Origin of the sequence: Mycobacterium sp. IS-1264 (assembly GCF_001954195.1) — a bacterium.
Taxonomy (GTDB): Bacteria; Actinomycetota; Actinomycetes; order Mycobacteriales; family Mycobacteriaceae; genus Mycobacterium.
In genome coordinates this window covers 74879-92373 of the sequence record NZ_MBES01000002.1, presented here as the reverse complement: position 1 = coordinate 92373, position 17495 = coordinate 74879, and the positions used below count along the sequence as shown (strand labels likewise).

General features: G+C 65.9%; 14 protein-coding genes and 1 pseudogene. 7 read left to right on the top strand and 8 right to left on the bottom strand.

What is annotated here, in order from left to right; all coding sequences use genetic code 11:
* A pseudogene (locus A5744_RS24530) lies at positions 1–90 on the top strand (hypothetical protein); the annotation flags it as partial.
* Positions 91–667: 577 nt separating this feature from the next.
* On the opposite strand, the gene A5744_RS00420 reads toward A5744_RS24530, so the two are convergent.
* The 3 genes from A5744_RS00420 to A5744_RS00410 all read right to left on the bottom strand — a co-directional run bounded on the left by A5744_RS00420 (position 668) and on the right by A5744_RS00410 (position 3849).
* Positions 668–1894: an Nramp family divalent metal transporter gene (locus A5744_RS00420; protein WP_076057639.1), complete on the bottom strand. Its 1227-nt coding sequence runs from the start codon at positions 1892–1894 to the stop codon at positions 668–670.
* Between the two features lie 76 nt (positions 1895–1970).
* Positions 1971–3047 (bottom strand): diacylglycerol kinase, encoded by a 1077-nt coding sequence (locus A5744_RS00415; RefSeq protein WP_076057626.1) that lies wholly within the window; start codon positions 3045–3047, stop codon positions 1971–1973.
* A 10-nt stretch (positions 3048–3057) separates the two neighbouring features.
* The gene (locus A5744_RS00410) at positions 3058–3849 is read right to left on the bottom strand and encodes an SDR family oxidoreductase (RefSeq protein WP_076057625.1); all 792 of its coding nucleotides are present in this window, start codon (positions 3847–3849) and stop codon (positions 3058–3060) included.
* Positions 3850–4166: 317 nt separating this feature from the next.
* Between A5744_RS00410 and pstS the strand changes: the two genes are divergently transcribed.
* The 3 genes from pstS to pstA are packed head-to-tail and all read left to right on the top strand — an operon-like array spanning position 4167 to position 7178.
* Entirely contained in the window at positions 4167–5279 is a 1113-nt protein-coding gene (gene pstS / locus A5744_RS00405) for a phosphate ABC transporter substrate-binding protein PstS (protein ID WP_076057624.1), read from the top strand.
* Positions 5280–5289: 10 nt separating this feature from the next.
* Positions 5290–6279, top strand: a complete 990-nt coding sequence (pstC, locus tag A5744_RS00400) for a phosphate ABC transporter permease subunit PstC (protein WP_076057623.1) — start codon at positions 5290–5292, stop codon at positions 6277–6279.
* Positions 6276–7178 carry a phosphate ABC transporter permease PstA gene (gene pstA, locus A5744_RS00395; protein ID WP_076057622.1) on the top strand — a complete coding sequence of 301 codons (903 nt, stop codon included), beginning with the start codon at positions 6276–6278 and terminating at the stop codon, positions 7176–7178. Before pstC ends, pstA begins: the two co-directional genes overlap by 4 nt.
* Positions 7179–7182: 4 nt before the next feature.
* Here pstA and A5744_RS00390 read toward each other — a convergent pair whose 3' ends face one another.
* The 3 genes from A5744_RS00390 to A5744_RS00380 all read right to left on the bottom strand — a co-directional run bounded on the left by A5744_RS00390 (position 7183) and on the right by A5744_RS00380 (position 10492).
* A complete protein-coding gene (locus A5744_RS00390) occupies positions 7183–8103 on the bottom strand; it encodes a Ku protein (protein WP_076057621.1) in 921 nt (306 codons plus the stop codon).
* A gap of 62 nt (positions 8104–8165) precedes the next feature.
* A complete protein-coding gene (locus A5744_RS00385) occupies positions 8166–9092 on the bottom strand; it encodes a carbohydrate kinase (RefSeq protein ID WP_076057620.1) in 927 nt (308 codons plus the stop codon).
* Positions 9089–10492, bottom strand: a complete 1404-nt coding sequence (locus A5744_RS00380; protein WP_076057619.1) for a mannitol dehydrogenase family protein — start codon at positions 10490–10492, stop codon at positions 9089–9091. The genes A5744_RS00385 and A5744_RS00380 overlap by 4 nt, the downstream gene beginning before the upstream one ends.
* A gap of 47 nt (positions 10493–10539) precedes the next feature.
* On the opposite strand from A5744_RS00380, the gene A5744_RS00375 reads away from it, so the two are divergent.
* Both A5744_RS00375 and A5744_RS00370 read left to right on the top strand, forming a co-directional pair.
* Positions 10540–12801 carry an ATP-dependent DNA ligase gene (locus tag A5744_RS00375; protein WP_076057618.1) on the top strand — a complete coding sequence of 754 codons (2262 nt, stop codon included), beginning with the start codon at positions 10540–10542 and terminating at the stop codon, positions 12799–12801.
* On the top strand, positions 12798–14735 hold the full coding sequence (locus A5744_RS00370; RefSeq protein ID WP_076057617.1) for a fumarylacetoacetate hydrolase family protein: 1938 nt from the start codon (positions 12798–12800) through the stop codon (positions 14733–14735). The genes A5744_RS00375 and A5744_RS00370 overlap by 4 nt, the downstream gene beginning before the upstream one ends.
* 9 nt (positions 14736–14744) lie before the next feature.
* Here the strand turns inward: A5744_RS00370 and A5744_RS00365 are convergent, their stop codons facing one another.
* Entirely contained in the window at positions 14745–15659 is a 915-nt protein-coding gene (locus A5744_RS00365; RefSeq protein ID WP_076057616.1) for a class I SAM-dependent methyltransferase, read from the bottom strand.
* 75 nt (positions 15660–15734) lie between these two features.
* Here A5744_RS00365 and A5744_RS00360 point away from each other — a divergent pair, with 75 nt between their 5' ends.
* On the top strand, positions 15735–16541 hold the full coding sequence (locus tag A5744_RS00360) for an enoyl-CoA hydratase/isomerase family protein (RefSeq protein ID WP_076057615.1): 807 nt from the start codon (positions 15735–15737) through the stop codon (positions 16539–16541).
* A 59-nt stretch (positions 16542–16600) separates the two neighbouring features.
* Here A5744_RS00360 and A5744_RS00355 read toward each other — a convergent pair whose 3' ends face one another.
* Entirely contained in the window at positions 16601–17467 is an 867-nt protein-coding gene (locus A5744_RS00355) for an LLM class flavin-dependent oxidoreductase (protein WP_076057614.1), read from the bottom strand.
* Between the last annotated feature and the right edge of the window lie 28 nt (positions 17468–17495).

Sequence of the window (17495 nt, the reverse complement as noted above, 5' to 3'; positions counted from 1 at the left end):
GTCGACGTCGCGGTGTCGTTGCACGGCTACGGCCGCAGCGGTCGCAGCACCCAGCTGCTGGCCGGCGGGCGCAATCGAGAGCTGGCCGCCATCGGGCGCGGCGACGACCACCGGTGCCGGTGCGACCGATGCGGGAGCCGCGGCAGGCACCGCGCTGGAACCCGACGCGACCGCGACGTGCTGCGGCTGCGAGGAGCCGCCTAACAGGGCGATTCCGAGCGCGGTGCCCGCACTGATCAGGCCGATCAAGCCGGCGGCCACCATCGTCTTGTTGATGGACTTCGGCTTGGGCTCGGGGGCGATCTGGTCGGGCGCAAGCGGAAACTCGTGCTCTGACGGAAGGTGTGAGGCCGAATCGGTCGGGTCGCCGAGCGGGCTTGACGCCCAGGCGTACGCCGCGGTGGGTTCTTCGCCGCGTGGTGCAAGTGCGGTTGGATCGAAGTCGTGGTCGGTTGTCATCAGGTGCTCCTTTGTGTAGGTCTCGGCCCCGGGTGGGCCGTTGTCATAGGTAGGAGGAAGCACCGGAGGGGACTCGGACCATTTTTTTGAAGACGTTTTCGTAGCGGCGCCGGGGGCGGATGGGGACACATGAATGAAACGGGCCTCACGGCCGGATCCGGAGTGCATATCTAGGCAGGTCGTCCGCGAGACAACCTTGCGCGGATGCTCAGCCGGTCAACGTCAGCCAAATCAGCGCGATGTTAAGCGCGCTGATCATTACTCCGACCGTCCAGCCAATAGCCGTCGTGACGGGGTGGTTGGCGTCGGTACCCATCAGCGTGCGATTGCTGGTCAACCGGATGAGCGGAAGCACAGCGAACGGGATGCCGAAGGACAGCACGACCTGCGAGAGCACCAGGGTTCGCGTGGGATCGACACCGAACGCCAGGATCGCCACGGCCGGGCACAGCGTGATCAATCGCCGCACCAGCATGGGGATCGAGCGGTGCAGCAATCCCTGCATGATCATGGCGCCGGCGTAGGCGCCCACCGATGCCGACGCCAACCCGGACGCCAGCAATCCGATGGCGAACAGCACCGCGATCGCCACGCCTAACGTGTTATGGACCGCGGCGTACGCACCCTCGATGGAGCCGGTGGTTTCGCGGCCCTGCAGGTTGATGGCGGCGACCAGCAGCATCGCCGCGTTCACCGTCCCGGCCACCGCCATGGCCAGCACGACGTCCACCCGGGTGACGCGGAGCAGCCAGCGTCGGTGTTGGCCCGCCTCGGGATGCCCGTGCCGGTCCAGGGCCAGACCCGAGTGCAGGTACACCGCATGCGGCATCACGGTGGCGCCCAAGATCGCCGCGGCCAGCAGCACGCTTTCGGTGCCACGGAAACGAGGCACCAATCCGCTGATGACGGCTTCGGGTGGCGGCGTGGCCACGAAGAAACTGGCCGCGAATCCGACGGCGATGACGAGCAGCAAGCCCGTGATGACGCGTTCGAACAGAAGCTGCCCGCGGCGATCCCTGATCGTCAGCAGCAGCAGCGAAATGACTCCGGTGATCACCCCGCCGAGCGGTAGCGGCAAACCGAACAGGATGCGCAAGGCTATTGCGCCACCGATGACTTCGGCCACATCGGTTGCCATTGCCACGATTTCGGCTTGCGCCCAGAAAGTGAGCCGGAGCGGACGGCTCATCCGCGTGCCGATTGCCTCGGGCAGCGAATGTCCCGTCACCAGCCCGAGTTTCGCCGACAGATACTGCACCAGGCCGGCCATCACATTGGCCGCGACGATGACCCACAACAGGAGGTAGCCGAATTGGGTGCCGGCGCTGACGTTGGCCGCGACGTTTCCGGGATCGACGTAGGCGATGGCGGCGACGAACGCAGGACCGAGCAAATACCAGCTCGTCTTGAGCGAGGCCTGGGTGCCTTGCGCCAACGGATCGACCCTCACTTCACTTACCCGAATATAAAAGTGAGGTTAGCCGAACACTTAGCTAATTGTTAATGCGGCTTCACCCCGGGACGTACAGGCCCCGGCCGGTGATCAGGGGCAGGTCGAGCGTCGTGACGATGCCGGGCGGCGCGGCCACCACCGCCGGGATCGCATTGACTACCCGCATGGCGGTTGCGACCAGTCCGGCGTGGTTGTGATCGCCGTTGGGGCTGCTCAGGCAGATGTCCATGGCATAGGACGGCTCGCCGGTGACCTCAATGCGATAGGAACCGCCTTCCTGGGCCGGCTGTGGCCAGTCGGGGCACAAATCCTCTCGCAATCGGGTGACGTGTTCCACGACGACGACAGGGTCGCCGTTGACCATTCCGAACACCTCGAAGCGCAGCGCCGCGGCGCTGCCTTTGGGGATGTGGCCCGACGCGATGTCGAAGTCTTCGGGAGCCGGCTCGCGAATGTACGTCTGGGTGACCTCGTCGAGCGAAACACCCAGGCCCGCAGCCAATTGCCGGATTACCGATCCCCACGCCAAGCTCAGCACGCCGGGCTGCAGCAGCATGGGGATGTCGTCCATCGGCTTTCCGAACCCCATGACGTCGAACATGACCGCGGCGCTGTCGTAGGTGGCGTAGTCGACGATCTCCATGCAGCGAATCTGTTGAATGCTCTGACAGGTCCCGGCCAATGCCAGTGGCACCAGATCGTTCGCGAAACCCGGGTCGATCCCGTTGACGTACAGGCTCGAATTCCCTTCGCGCGCTGCGTCTTCCAAGGGTTTGATGAGATCCTCGGGGATCACCTGCCACGGGTATTGCAAAAACACTGGGCCGCTGCCGACGATGTTGATCCCGGCCGCCAGGACGCGCCGGTAGTCCTCCAGCGCCTCGGGCAGCCGGTTGTCGGCCAGCGCGTTGTACACCGCGCATTGCGGCCCGGTGGCGAGGACGGCGTCCAGGTCGGTGCTGGCTAACACGCCGGTCGAATCCGCAAGCCCGGCAAGCTCTGCCGCGTCCTTGCCCGCCTTGGCATCCGATGAGACCCAGACACCGGTGAGCTCGAACTCGGGGTTGGTGATCAGGGCGCGCAGCGCGTGGATGCCGACGTTGCCGGTGCCCAGTTGAACGACGGGTATGGCCATCAGTGGCTCCTCACAGGTCCGGGACGGGGATGTCGAGGTTCGGGAAGGTGAGGCCACCGTCGACCTCTAGCGTTTTGCCGGTCAGGAAGCTGCCGGCCGGGGAAGCCAAATACACTGCGGCAGCGGCAATGTCGACGGGATCGCCGAGGCGGCGCATCGGCGTCACCTTCTCCATCGGCTCGCGCAGCTCGTCGTTGGAGGCCACCACGTCCAGCGCGGAGGTCAGGATCGATCCCGGCGCGATGGCGTTGACCCGGATGCGCGGGCAGAGGTCCAGCGCGGCCAGCCGGGTGTAGTGCGACAGCGCCGCCTTGGCGGTGCCGTAGGCGGCGAAGCCGCGTCCGGCCAGCCTGCCCATGGTCGAGGTGATGTTGATGATGCTGCCGCCACCGGAGTGCTCCAGCATCAACGGCACCGCCGCGACCGTCAGGGCGTGGGCGGTGGCGACGTTGAAGGTGAACGCGTCCTTGAGGTCCTTGGTCGGAGTGGTCAGCAACGTGTTGGGCATGGTCCCGCCGACGTTGTTGACGACGATGTCGAGCTTCCCGAAGGCCTCGACGGCCGCACCGGCCAGCTGCGCGGTTGCCTCGGGATGGGCCAGATCGGCGGCCACTGTGTGCGCCCGCCGGCCGGTGGCGCGGACCTGTTCTGCGACGGCATCTAGTTGAGATTGCGTACGCGAGGCGATGAGGACATCGGCGCCGGCTTCGGCAAAAGCCAGTGCCATGGCCGCGCCGAGGCCACGGCCGCCACCAGTGATGACGGCGACTTTGTCATCGAGACGGAACCTGTCAAGGATCATTGCGGCCTCTCTTTTTGAGTTATCGGATGAGACGGTAGCAAGCCGCGCCGTCTCGATTAGCGGCATTTCTGAAACAGGTTCTAGTTTGACATACGGGCGCTGTGAGTGTGACGGCGGCCACGTCGGGCCTCAGCAGGCCGGCGGCTGTTGGCTTAAATTCGCTCGACCGGCGGTGCCCACGATGACGGCGAGCAAAATTCGCCGAACGTTAACCTTGTTACTGTTAGCTTCATGGCTGCGAGGAAGACAGCAGGTCGGCTGTCCGCGGCTAAGAGCGGCGGCGACCCACACACCGTTACTCTTCTGAAGGAACTGAATTGAAGCCCAATCGATTTGGCGCCATCCTGAGCGTTCTGACCGCCGGCGCGCTGGTGTTGTCGGCGTGCGGCAGTGACAACAACGCCACCGGCGGAAGCGCAACGAGCGCCACGTCGTCGGCGAGTGTGGCCTGCGGCGGGAAGAAGACGCTGAAGGCCAGCGGGTCGACTGCCCAGGCCAATGCGATGACCCGCTTCGTCAACGCATTCGAACAGACCTGCCCGGGTCAGACGCTGAACTACACGGCCAATGGTTCGGGCGCGGGGATCAGCGAATTCACCGGCAATCAAACCGATTTCGGTGGGTCGGACTCACCGCTGGCGCCGAATGAATACGCCGCCGCGCAGCAGCGTTGTGGCTCACCGGCGTGGAACCTGCCGGTGGTGTTCGGCCCGATCGCGATCACCTACAACGTCAAGGGCCTGACTTCGCTGAGCCTGGACGGGCCGACGGCGGCGAGGATCTTCAACGGCGCGATCACCACCTGGAACGATCCCGCGATCGCCGGTCTGAACGCCGGCGTCAACCTGCCCGCCGAGCCGATTCACGTCGTGTTCCGCAACGACCAGTCCGGGACCACCGACAACTTCCAGAAGTATCTCGACGCCGCGTCCAACGGCGCGTGGGGCAAGGGCGCCGGGAAGACGTTCAACGGCGGTATCGGCGAGGGTGCGAAGGGCAACGACGGCACCTCGGCGGCAATCAAAGCCACCGAAGGGTCGATCACCTACAACGAATGGTCCTTCGCCACGGCGCAAAAACTGAACATCGCAAAGATCGTGACGTCGGCCGGCCCGGATGCGGTAGCCATCAGCACCGACTCGGTGGGCAAGACGATCGCCGGGGCCACCATCAAAGGTCAGGGTAACGACCTGGTGCTCGACACGCTCTCGTTCTACAAGCCGACGCAGCCCGGCTCCTATCCGATCGTGCTGGCTACCTATGAGATTGTCTGCTCCAAGTATCCCGACCCCCAGGTCGGTACGGCCGTAAAGGCGTTCCTGCAGAGCACCATCGGCGGCGGACAGAATGGCTTGGGGGACAACGGATATATTCCGATCCCGGACGCGTTCAAGTCGAGGTTGTCGGCTTCGGTCAACGCCATCGCGTGATCGGGGATTGATGGCCCGAGAAACACTTGCCACCCCCCTCGGGGCGAAACCTGCGCTGACGGCGATCGATCCGCGCAAGGCGCGGCGCGGTGACCGGCTGTTCAAGTCCGTCGCCGCGGCCGCGGGCTCGATGATCGTCGCCGCGATCGCACTGATCGCGATATTCCTGTTGATTCGCGCCATCCCCTCGCTGCGCGCCAACCACGCGAATTTCTTCACCAGCGCAACTTTCGACACCGTCCACGCGCAGCACTTGGCGTTCGGTATCCGCGACTTGTTGATGGTCACGGTGCTTAGCTCGGTGTTCGCTCTGGTCTTGGCGGTGCCCGTCGCCGTCGGGATCGCAGTGTTTCTCACCCAATACGCGCCGAAACGGTTGTCGCGTCCGTTCGGGGCGATCGTCGACCTGCTGGCCGCGGTGCCGTCGATCATCTTCGGGTTATGGGGCATCTTCGTGCTGGCCCCCAAGCTCGAGCCCGTCGCGACCTATCTCAATCGCAACCTGGGCTGGTTGTTCCTGTTCAAGCACGGCAACGTTTCCCTGGCCGGCGGCGGCACCATTTTCACCGCCGGCATCGTGCTGTCGGTGATGATCCTGCCGATCGTCAGCTCGGTATCGCGAGAGGTGTTCCGGCAGACGCCGCGGATCCAGATCGAGGCGGCGCAGGCGCTCGGGGCGACCAAGTGGGAGGTGGTACGGATGACCGTGCTGCCGTTCGGGCGTAGCGGTGTCATCGCGGCGTCGATGCTGGGGTTGGGTCGCGCCCTGGGTGAAACCGTGGCGGTGCTCATCATCTTGCGCTCGGCCGCGCGGCCCGGAAACTGGTCGCTGTTCGACGGTGGATACACGTTCGCTTCCAAGATCGCCTCCGCCGCATCCGAATTCAGCGAGCCGCTGCCGACGGGTGCCTACATCGCGGCCGGATTCGCGCTGTTCGTCCTGACGTTCGTGGTCAACGCGGCCGCCCGCGCGATCGCCGGCGGGAAGGTCAACGCATGACGGTGGAGACGCTCAACCGGCCGGTGAAGGCCGTGGTGTTTCGGCCGCTCAGCGCCAAACGGCGAATTAAAAACTATGCCGCGACAACGTTCTTCCTCGCCTCGTTCGCTATCGCGCTGGTACCGCTGGTGTGGCTGCTGTCGGTGGTGATCGCGCGGGGCTGGTACGCCGTAACACGGTCGGGCTGGTGGACGCACTCCCTGCACGGAGTGCAGCCGGAAGAGTTCACCGGAGGCATCTACCACGCGCTGTATGGGACGTTGGCTCAGGCCGGGGTGGCGGCCGTGCTGGCCGTGCCGCTCGGCTTGATGACCGCGGTGTTTCTCGTGGAATACAGTTCCGGCTGGTTAGCACGGGTGACCACATTCATGGTCGACGTGCTTGCCGGTGTTCCCTCGATCGTGGCGGCGCTGTTCATTTTCAGCCTGTGGATTGCCACCCTGGGATTCCCGCAGAGCGCGTTCGCCGTGTCGTTGGCGTTGGTGTTGCTGATGTTGCCGGTTGTGGTGCGTTCGACCGAGGAAATGCTGCGGTTGGTGCCCGACGAGCTGCGAGAAGCCAGCTACGCGTTGGGTGTCCCCAAGTGGAAAACCATTGTGCGGATTGTGTTTCCGATCGCGATGCCCGGAATTTTGTCCGGTGTCTTGCTCGCCGTCGCGCGGGTTATCGGCGAAACCGCGCCGGTGCTGGTGCTCGTCGGATACAGCCGCTCAATCAACGCGGACATCTTCAACGGCAATATGGCTTCGCTGCCGCTGTTGATCTACACCGAACTCACCAACCCGCAGCATTCCGGTTACCTGCGAATCTGGGGTGCGGCGCTGACGCTCATCATCATCGTGGCCGTCATCAACATCCTGGCCGCGGCGTTCCGCTTCGTCGCAACCTTGCGGCGCTAACGGTTCAGGACTTCGACCCCGCCTTTGAGGGGGTCTTCTTGGCGGTTGTCTTCTTCGCCGTCGTCTTTTTCGCCGGTGCCTTCTTCGCGCTCGTCTTCTTCGCCGGAGTCTTCTTGGCGGGCGCCTGGCCGTCCCCGGAACGCGCCTTCACACTGGCTTCCAGCTTGGCGAGCAGGTCGGAGACGTCTTCGGTCTCGTCCAGGTCCTTGGGCTGCTCCTCGGTGGTAAACGCCTCGCCGCCTTCGAGTTTCGCCTGGATCAGTTCGTGGAGCTGTTCCTGGTAGTCGTCATGGTAGCGGTCCGGGTTGAACTCCTCGGCCATCGACTCCACCACCTGCCCGGCCATCTTGAGTTCCGCGGGCTTGACGTCGACCTTCTTGTCCAGAACCGGGAAGTCGGGATCCCGGATCTCGTCGGGCCACAGCAACGTGTGAATCACCATCACGTCGCGCTTGCCGAAGTCCTTGACGCGCAACGCCGCCAGGCGCGTCTTGTTGCGCAGCGTGAAGTGAACGATCGCCATCCGGTCGGTCTCGGCGAGCGTTTTCGCCAGCAGCACATACGATTTGGACGACTTCGAATCCGGCTCCAGGAAGTAGCTGCGGTCGAACAGCATGGGATCGACATCGCTGGCCGGGACGAACTCCAGCACTTCGATCTCGCGGCTGCGTTCTTCGGGCAAGGTGGAGAGGTCGTCGTCGGTGATGACCACCATTTGGCCGTCGTCGGACTCAAATGCTCGCGCGATGTCACGGTATTCCACGACCTCGCCGTCCAGCTCGCACACTCGTTGATACCGGATGCGGCCGTTGTCCTTTGCGTGCACTTGATGGAACTTGATGTCGTGGTCCTCGGTGGCGCTGTACACCTTCACCGGAACGTTCACCAGCCCGAACGCGATCGAACCCTTCCAGATGGAGCGCATGCAGTCAGTATGCCCATACCACCCGTAGCAAAACAGGGCGGCGGACCCGCAGAGGCCGATTTCTAGGTGGAACGGCCAGGAGGGAAGGAGGATTGCGCCCGCAGGGCCGCCCTATCGGGCAAATCGGCGCCGGCGCGCGCGACGGTCAGCGCCGCCGACAGGGTCGCGGCCTCCAGCGCGGCGGTGAGCGCGTCAAGCCCGATCCGGTCGAGCGCGGCTCGCCGATCTGCGCCCAACAGGTTCAGCTCCCAGAGCGTGTCGAGCAGCCCCACCATGAAGGCATCGCCGGCGCCGACGGTGTCGACCACCTGAACGCGCCTGGCGGCCACTTGCGCCTGGCCCTGCGAGCAGAACGCCAGCGCACCCCGGTCGCCCATCGTCACGGCGACGATCGCGGGTCCGGACGCCAGCCAGGTCCGGGCGGTCCATTCGGGCTCGTGCTCGGGATCGACCCAGCGCAGGTCGTCCTCACTGGCCTTGACTATGTCGCTGCGTTCGACCAGATGCACGATGCGCTCGCGGGCCAGGTCCCGATCGACGATCAACGACGGACGGACATTGGGGTCGAACGCGACGGTCGCCGACACGCGATAGGTGTCGAGCAGCGCCGCGACCGCCAAGCACCCCGGCTCACGCACGGCAGCGATCGAGCCGGTGTGGACCAACAGCGGCGGCCCGACTTCGGGCGTTCCGGAAAGCTGCCATTCCAAATCGAATGCGTAGGACGCGGACCCGTCGTCGGCGATGGTCGCCACCGAGGTCGGCGTCCGGGACGCCGAGGTGCTTCCCGAAACAAGTTGTGCGCCTGAGGTTTCGACGTAGTCAACGATGCGCCGGCCGGATTCGTCGTCGCCGATGTGGGTCAGGAAATCGATGTCGCGCCCGAGCCTGGCCAAGCCGACCGCGACGTTGAGTGGGCTCCCGCCGACGTGCTCGGCAGCCCCGACCGTGTCGATCAACGCTTCGCCGATCACCAGCCCGCGGCTCATCGCACCAACGCCTGCAGCGTGGCTCGCGCCCCGTCGCGGTGCAACGAGTCCAGGGCCCAGCGGTATGCGGCCACGAACCGTGGCTCACGCGCCAAATCCGCAAAGACGGAGGTGTTTTCGATGAACGCCGTCGGGTGCTCCCGCTGCGACCGTGCCAGCGGCACCAGCGATTCGGCTAGTTGGTCGACGATCTCGACCGGTTCGCCGCGCTCGTCGACCGCCTCGGCGTAGCGGGCCCAGCTTGCGACCGTCGCCGCCGCGAGCCGAATGGGCCCGTCGGTGCGCAGGTTGTCGCGGATCACCGGCAGCAGCCAGGTCGGGATTCGATCCGAGGAGTAGGCGCACAACCGCGCCACGGTGTCACGCAGTCCCGGGTTGGCGAAGCGCTCGACGAGCGTCCGGGTGTAGGCGCACAGATCGATGCCGGGCACCGGCCGCAGCGTCGGAATGGCTTCGGAATCGAAGTAGGCGAGCAGGAACTCGGCGAACAACGGGTCTCGAGCCGCGTCGTGGACCATGCGGTAGCCGCACAGCCACGCGAAGTAGCACAGACACTGGTGACCGGCGTTGAGCAGTCGCAGCTTCATCGACTCGTACGGTTCCACATCGTCGACGAGCAGGACACCCGCCGCATCCAACGGCGGTCTGCCGTCGGCGAAGTCGTCCTCGAGGACCCAGGCGGCGAACTCCTCGGCCACCACCGGCCACCGGTCGGCGACGCCGTAGTCGCGTTCCACTGCGGTGATGATGTCGGGCGTCGTGACCGGCGTGATGCGGTCCACCATCGAACACGGGAACCGGGTTGTCTCGGCGATCCAATCGGCCAGGCCCGGCCGCAGCAGTTCGGCGTGGTCGATGACGGCTCGGCGCGCGACCTCGCCGTTGTTTTCGATGTTGTCGCACGACACGATCGTCGGTGCGGCGATGCCGCGGTCGCGGCGGCGCGCCAGGGCTTCGACGATCAGCCCGAAAACCGAATCGGGGTCCCTTATCCGGTAGCCGCCCTCGGTGATGGTCATCGAGATGACACGGGTCGTCGGTGCGGCCAGCAGCTCGATCGTCGCCTGCGGGTCGTCGGGCGCATAGCGGTAGTCGACGATCGAGCCGATGACCCGCGCGTCGCGGCTGCCGTCGGGGTGCTCCAGGATCAGCGTGTACAGGCCGTCCTGGGCGCGCAGTACGTCCCTCATCCGGCGGTCCTCCGGCAGCACCCCGATCCCGCAGATGCCCCAGTCTCGTGCCAGACCCCGCCGCAGCAAGCTGTCGATGTACATCGCCTGGTGGGCGCGGTGAAAGCCGCCGACGCCGACATGCGCGATGCCGACCGGCACGCGGTCACGGTCATAGGACGGCGTCGCGATCGACAGTTGTCCCAGGGTGGCGCTGCTCAGCGGAACCACAACGTCGACGGTACCGACCCGAGCCGCCGAAGACGTACGTTGAAACCATGGGTGCCCAGGCGCGGGTCAAGCTGACCAATGCCGACAAGGTGCTGTACCCGGCCACCGGAACCACGAAGGCCGACGTCTTCGACTACTACACCCGCATCACCGAGGTGATGCTGCCCCACATCGCCGGGCGCCCGGCAACCCGCAAGCGCTGGCCGAACGGCGTCGAGCAGGACTCGTTCTTCGAGAAACAGCTGGCGTCGTCGGCGCCCGACTGGTTGCCGCGCGCCAGCGTGACGCACCGGTCCGGAACAACCACGTATCCGATCATTGACAGCCCCGACGGGCTGGCGTGGATCGCGCAACAGGCGGCACTGGAGGTGCACGTGCCGCAATGGCGGTTCGTCGCCGAGTGGACCCGAAGCAAGGCCGAAGAACTCAAGCCCGGCCCGGCGACTCGACTGGTGTTCGACCTCGATCCGGGCGAGGGCGTGACGATGGTCCAACTGTGCGAAGTGGCGCACGCCGTGCGGGATCTGATCGCCGACATCGGGCTCACCACGTTCCCACTCACCAGCGGCAGCAAGGGACTGCACCTCTACGCGCCGCTTGCCGAGCCGGTCAGCAGCAGAGGCGCCTCGGTGCTGGCCAAACGTGTTGCGCAGCAACTGGAAAAGGCGATGCCCAAGTTGGTCACGTCGACGATGACCAAGAGCCTGCGGGCCGGGAAGGTGTTCCTGGATTGGAGCCAGAACAACGGCGCGAAAACCACCATCGCGCCCTACTCGCTGCGCGGGCGCGAACATCCGACGGTCGCGGCGCCGCGCACGTGGCAGGAACTCGAGGACCCCTCCGTGGGCCAGCTGCGCTACGACGAGGTGCTCGACCGCGTGGCCCGCGATGGCGATCTGCTGGACGCGCTCGACGCCGACGCACCCGTCAGTGACCGGCTGAGCAAATACCGCAGCATGCGGGACGCGTCGAAGACTCCCGAGCCAGTGCCGACTGGGAAACCCGTTACCGGCCAGGGCAATTCGTTCGTCATTCAGGAGCATCACGCGCGCCGGCTGCACTACGACTTCCGGCTGGAGCGAGACGGGGTGCTGGTGTCCTGGGCGGTGCCGAAAAACCTGCCCGAGACCCCGTCGGTCAACCACCTGGCGGTGCACACCGAGGATCATCCGCTGGAATACGGCTCGTTCGAGGGCAACATCCCCAAAGGCGAATACGGCGCCGGCAAGGTGGTGATCTGGGATGCCGGAACCTACGAGGCCGAAAAGTTTCTCGACGACGAGGTCATCGTCAACCTCCACGGCAATCGGATCTCCGGGCGCTACGCGCTGATTCAAACCAACGGCGACCAATGGCTGGCGCACCGGATGAAGGACCAGAAGGTCTTCGACTTCGATGCGATCACCCCGATGCTCGCCTCGGAGGGTTCGGTGGCTGCCCGCACGGCCGGCCAGTGGGCGTTCGAAGGCAAATGGGACGGCTACCGGCTCCTGGTGGAGGTCGACCACGGCGACTTGCGGATACGGTCCCGACGCGGCCGCGAAGTCACCAAGGAATATCCCGAATTACGTTCGCTTGCAGCCGATCTAGCCGATCATCACGTGGTGCTGGACGGCGAGGCCGTCATTCTGGACGAGGCCGGGGTGCCCAGCTTCCACGGGATGCAGAACCGCGGCCGCGGTTCCCGCGTCGAGTACTGGGCGTTCGACCTGCTCTACCTCGACGGCCGCTCGTTGCTGCGGGCACGCTACCAAGACCGGCGAAAGCTGCTGGAAATCCTTGCCAGCGCGGGCAATCTGATCGTTCCCGACCTCCTGCCCGGCGACGGCGCCCAGGCCCTCGAGCACTCACGCAAGCACGGGTGGGAGGGCGTCGTCGGGAAGAAACGTGACTCCACCTATCAGCCGGGCCGGCGTTCGGCGTCGTGGATCAAGGACAAGAACTGGAACACCCAGGAAGTCATCATCGGCGGCTGGAAGGCCGGGGAGGGCGGGCGCAGCAGCGGCATCGGCTCGCTGCTGATGGGCATCCCCGGTGACGGCGGTCTGCATTTCGCGGGCAAGGTTGGCACCGGCTTCACCGAACGCGACCTGGCGAACCTGAAGAAGACGTTGGCGCCGTTGCATACCGACGAATCGCCTTTCGACCCGCCGCTTCCCAGGAGCGAAGCGCGGGGAGTGACGTACGTCGATCCGGTGCTGGTCGGCGAGGTGCGCTACAGCGAGTGGACACCGGATAACCGGTTGCGCCAATCGAGTTGGCGTGGGCTGCGACCGGACAAGAAACCAGATGAGGTGGTGCGCGAATGAAATGGGTGACGTATCGGGGTGCCGACGGTGAGCGCGCCGGGGTCCTTTCCGGCGATACGATCCACGCGATGCCACCCGGCGTCACGCTCCTGGAGCTGATCGGGCGCGGCGCGGACGGGCTGCGGCAAGCCGGCGAGGACGTGCAGCGTTCACCGGCGGCGGTGGTGCAGCTGGGCGACGTGACCTTGGCGGCACCGATCCCGCGCCCACCCTCGATCCGCGACTCGCTGTGCTTTCTGGATCACATGCGCAACTGCCAGGCCGCGCTGGGCGCCGGCCGGGTCCTCGCCGACACCTGGTACCGCATCCCGGCGTTTTACTTCGCCTGCCCGGCAACGGTTTTGGGTCCCTACGACGACGCGCCGAGCGCGCCCGGAAGTGCTTGGCAGGACTTCGAATTGGAGATCGCGGCGGTCATCGGCACCGGCGGCAAGCACATGACCGTGGAGGAAGCCGAACGGGCCATCATCGGCTACACGATCTTCAACGACTGGTCGGCCCGAGACCTGCAGCAGCTGGAAAGCCAACTGGCGATCGGCCAGGGCAAGGGCAAGGACAGCGGCGTCACCCTGGGCCCCTATCTTGTGACGCCCGACGAGCTCGAGGGGTACCGCCGCGGCGGCAAGCTCGATCTGAAGGTGAGTGCCCTGGTGAACGATACGATGATCGGCTCCGGGTCCACCGCCCAAATGGATTGGAGCTTCGGCGAAGTCATTTCCTACGTGTCCCGCGGGGTGATGCTGCGTCCCGGTGACGTCATCGGCTCCGGCACGGTGCCCACCTGCACGCTGGTCGAACATCTCAACCCGGCGGCACTGGAATCCTTTCCCGGCTGGCTGCATGACGGCGACGTGGTGACCCTGAAGGTCCAGGGGCTGGGGGAGACCCGGCAAACCGTCCGTGCCAGCGCCGCGCCGCACCCGCTGCCCGCCCGGCCCAATCCCGACGCCAAACCCGCTGCGCCCCGGGTCAACCGGGCACCCGCGCGGGTGCCCTACACCCGCGGGCTGCACGAGGTCGCCGAACGCGTCTGGGCCTGGACCCTGCCCGACGGCGGCTACGGCTGGAGCAACGCCGGCCTGGTCGCCGGCGACGGCGCGTCACTGCTCGTCGATACCCTGTTCGACCTGGCACTGACCCGCGAAATGCTCGACGCGATGCGGCCCATCACCGACCGCGCGCCCATCTCCGACGCGTTGATCACGCATTCCAACGGCGACCACACGCACGGCAATCAGCTGCTCGACGCCTCGGTGCGGATCATCGCCGCCCGGGGCACGGCCGACGAGATCGCACACGGGATGGCACCCGAGATGCTGGCCATGGCGCAGACCGCCAACCTCGGCCCGATCGCGACGCCGTACACGCGAGACCGCTTCGGGCACTTCGATTTCAGCGGCATCAAGCTGCGCAACGCCGACCATACGTTCGAGGGCGACCTGACCATCGACGTCGGCGACCGGCAGGTCAACCTGCTGAACCTGGGTCCGGCACACACTGCCGCGGATTCGGTGGTGCACGTGCCTGACGCCGGGGTGCTGTTCGGCGGCGATTTGCTGTTCATCGGCTGCACCCCGATCGTGTGGGCCGGCCCCATCGCCAACTGGATCAGGGCCTGCGACGTGATGATCGCCATGGACGCACCCATCGTGGTGCCCGGCCACGGGCCGGTCACCGATCCCGACGGAATCCGCACCGTCCGAGGCTATCTCGCGCACGTCGCCAAGCAGGCCGAGGAGGCCTACTGCAAGGGCATGTCGTGGTCCGAGGCGGCCGACACCATCGATCTCGGCGAGTACGAGACGTGGCTGGACGCCGAGCGCGTCGTCGTCAACGTCTATCAGCGCTACCGCGAGCTCGACCCCGACACCCCGCAGCTGGAGGTCATGAGGCTGTTGGTGATGCAGGCCGAGTGGCTGGCCAAGCGCGGCTGAGGCCCCGCGCTAGGACTTGACGGCCCGCATGAAGCTGAGCGTGGCCGCCGCGCCGTGCTCGGAGTCCTCTAGTTTCGGCAGGCCGGCGGCGGCGAAGAGGTCGGCGAGGGTGGCTGTGGTCGCGTCCCATCCGTCGGCGCGCAGGTGCGCGGCGACGTCGGTGTGCTCGCCGGGGTAGGTCAAGGCGGCGATGTCCATGTCGAGCCCCTGCCGTCGCCAGCCTTCGGTCGCGCGCCGTGAGTGCTCCTGCGCCTCCTCCGACGACCCGGCGACTTGCCCGTAATCGGCGGCGAACCTGCTGCCCGTGGCGCTCAGCCCATTGATGTTGTCGAGCAGCCGAACTTCGGCCTCGGGTGGGAGAAAACCGATGAGCACGCCTTCGGCGAGCCACGCGGTGGGCGCGGCGGGGTCGTGTCCGGCCTGCCGCAGTGCCGCGGGCCAATCGTCCCGGAGATCGATGCCCACCGCCCGGTGCTCGGCGGTAGGAGCGGCATTGAGCGCAGACAGCGTCGCCGCCTTGAATTCGATCACCTCCGGCTGATCGATCTCGTACACCGTCGTCCCGGCCGGCCACGCGAGCCGATAGGGCCGGGCATCCAATCCGGACGCGACGATGACGACCTGGCGTACGCCCGCCTTGCCGGCGTCGGCGAAAAAGTCGTCATAGAAGAGGGCGCGAGCGGCGAACGTGTCGACCATCCTCGGAAAACCAACGCCGCCCTCGGCCTCGATGGCATCCATCTCGCCGGCGGCGATCCGGGTGAACACGTCGATACCGACCGCGCGCACCAACGGCTCGGCGAACGGATCATCGATTACCGGCTGGGGACGTTTGGTCGCGGCGGCCCGGGCGGCGGCGACCATGGTGGCCGTCGCTCCCACACTGTTGGCCAAGTCCCACGTGTCGCGTTCTGTTCGTGCCATGGTTGCTCCTTCGATGCGACGGCCAAACCAGGGTAGGCCTCGCCGGTAAATAACCATGTCGCATACGGTTTGGATATGTCAGCAGTCGAACTGGAAACGCTCGAGGACAATATCGCCTGCATCACCCTGAACCGGCCGGAGCGGCTGAATGCCATCGACGGATCGCTGATCGACGGCGTGGACCATGCCCTGGATGTCGTGAGCGGCGGCGAATTTCGGGTCCTGATCCTCACCGGCGCCGGACGCGGATTCTGCGCCGGCGCCGATCTGAGCGGCACCGGCCAGCCGTGGACTCAAAGCAGGCCGACCACCCCGCCGTTCAAGGTCAACTACGACGCCCAGGTCCGCCTGGCCAATCTGTTCACGCGGCTCTACGAGCTCGACCTCCCGGTGATCGCCGCGGTCAACGGCGTGGCCGTCGGGGGTGGGCTGGCGTTCGCGTTGGTCAGCGATATCCGGGTCGCGTCCGAGCAGGCACGATTCGGGTCGGTGTTCATCAAGGCCGGCTTCTCGTCGATGGACATGGGCACCAGTTACCTGCTGCCGAAGATCGTCGGCGCCGGAGTCGCGCGGGAACTCATGCTGACCGGCCGCATCATCGACGCGGCCGAGGCCTATCGCATCAACCTGGTGCACGAGGTGGTTGCGCCGGATGACCTGATGGCAGCGGCGCTGCGCAAAGCCCGCGAGATCGCGGACAACAACGCTTATGGCGTGTGGCAGACCAAGATTGGGCTCAACGCGTCGCTGGACGCGCCCAGTTTGCGGCACGCCATCGAGCTGGAGAACCGAACCCAGATCCTGTCCGGTTTCACCAACAATCCGCTCGAGGCCGCCAAAGCGCACATGGAGAAGCGTGCCCCGAAGTGGGATCCCCTGTGACATTTGGCGGCGGCCCGCTTCGCCCGGCTTCGCCGCGCTCGCGACCGCCCCTGTGAAGGCTAGACTTTCGCGATCACGTTCTCGGCGAACATCTCCAGGTTGCGGATCTTGGTGTCCAGCGGTTCGGTGTCCTTGCCCATGATGTAGGGGATGCGGAAGCCGACGATGACGTCGGTGACGCCCTTGTCCTCGAGTCGCTTGACGCCGTCCACGGTGAAGCCGTCGACCGAGATGACGTGGATCTCGAACGGCCCCGTCTTGCCCGCTTCTTCGCGGAACTTCTTGAGCTTGGCCAGTAGATGGTCGAGTTCCTCGGGGTCGCCGCCGCCGTGCATCCAGCCGTCCAGGCGCGCCGCGCGCCGCAGCGCCGCGTCGGCGTGCCCGCCGATGAGGATCGGGATCGGCTTCGTCGGGGCCGGGGTCATCTTGGTCTTGGGGATGTCGTAGAACTCGCCGTGGAATTCGAAGTACTCACCGGTGGTGAGGCCCTGGATGATCTCGATGCATTCGTCCATTCGCTTGCCGCGCTTGGCGAATGGGACCCCCAGCAACTCGTAGTCCTCGGGCCACGGGCTGGTTCCCACACCAAAGCCCACTCGGTTGTCGGTCATCGCGGCCAGCGACCCGATTTGCTTGGCCACCAGCGCCGGTGGCCGGATAGGCAGCTTGAGGACGAAGAAGTTGAACCGCAGCGTCGACGTCACCGCGCCCAAGGCCGATGTCAGGACGAAGGTCTCGATGAACTCCTTGCCATCCAGGAACTCGCGATTGCCGTCGGGCGTGTAGGGATACTTCGAGTCGGACTCGAACGGGTACGCGATGCTGTCGGCGATCGTCATGGCGTGGTAGCCCGCCGCCTCGGCCGCCTTGGCCAGGGGGATGTAGTACCTAAAGTCCGTCATCGCCTCTGCGTAGGTAAACCGCACGTCATCCGCCTTCCATGAGAGGACCGTC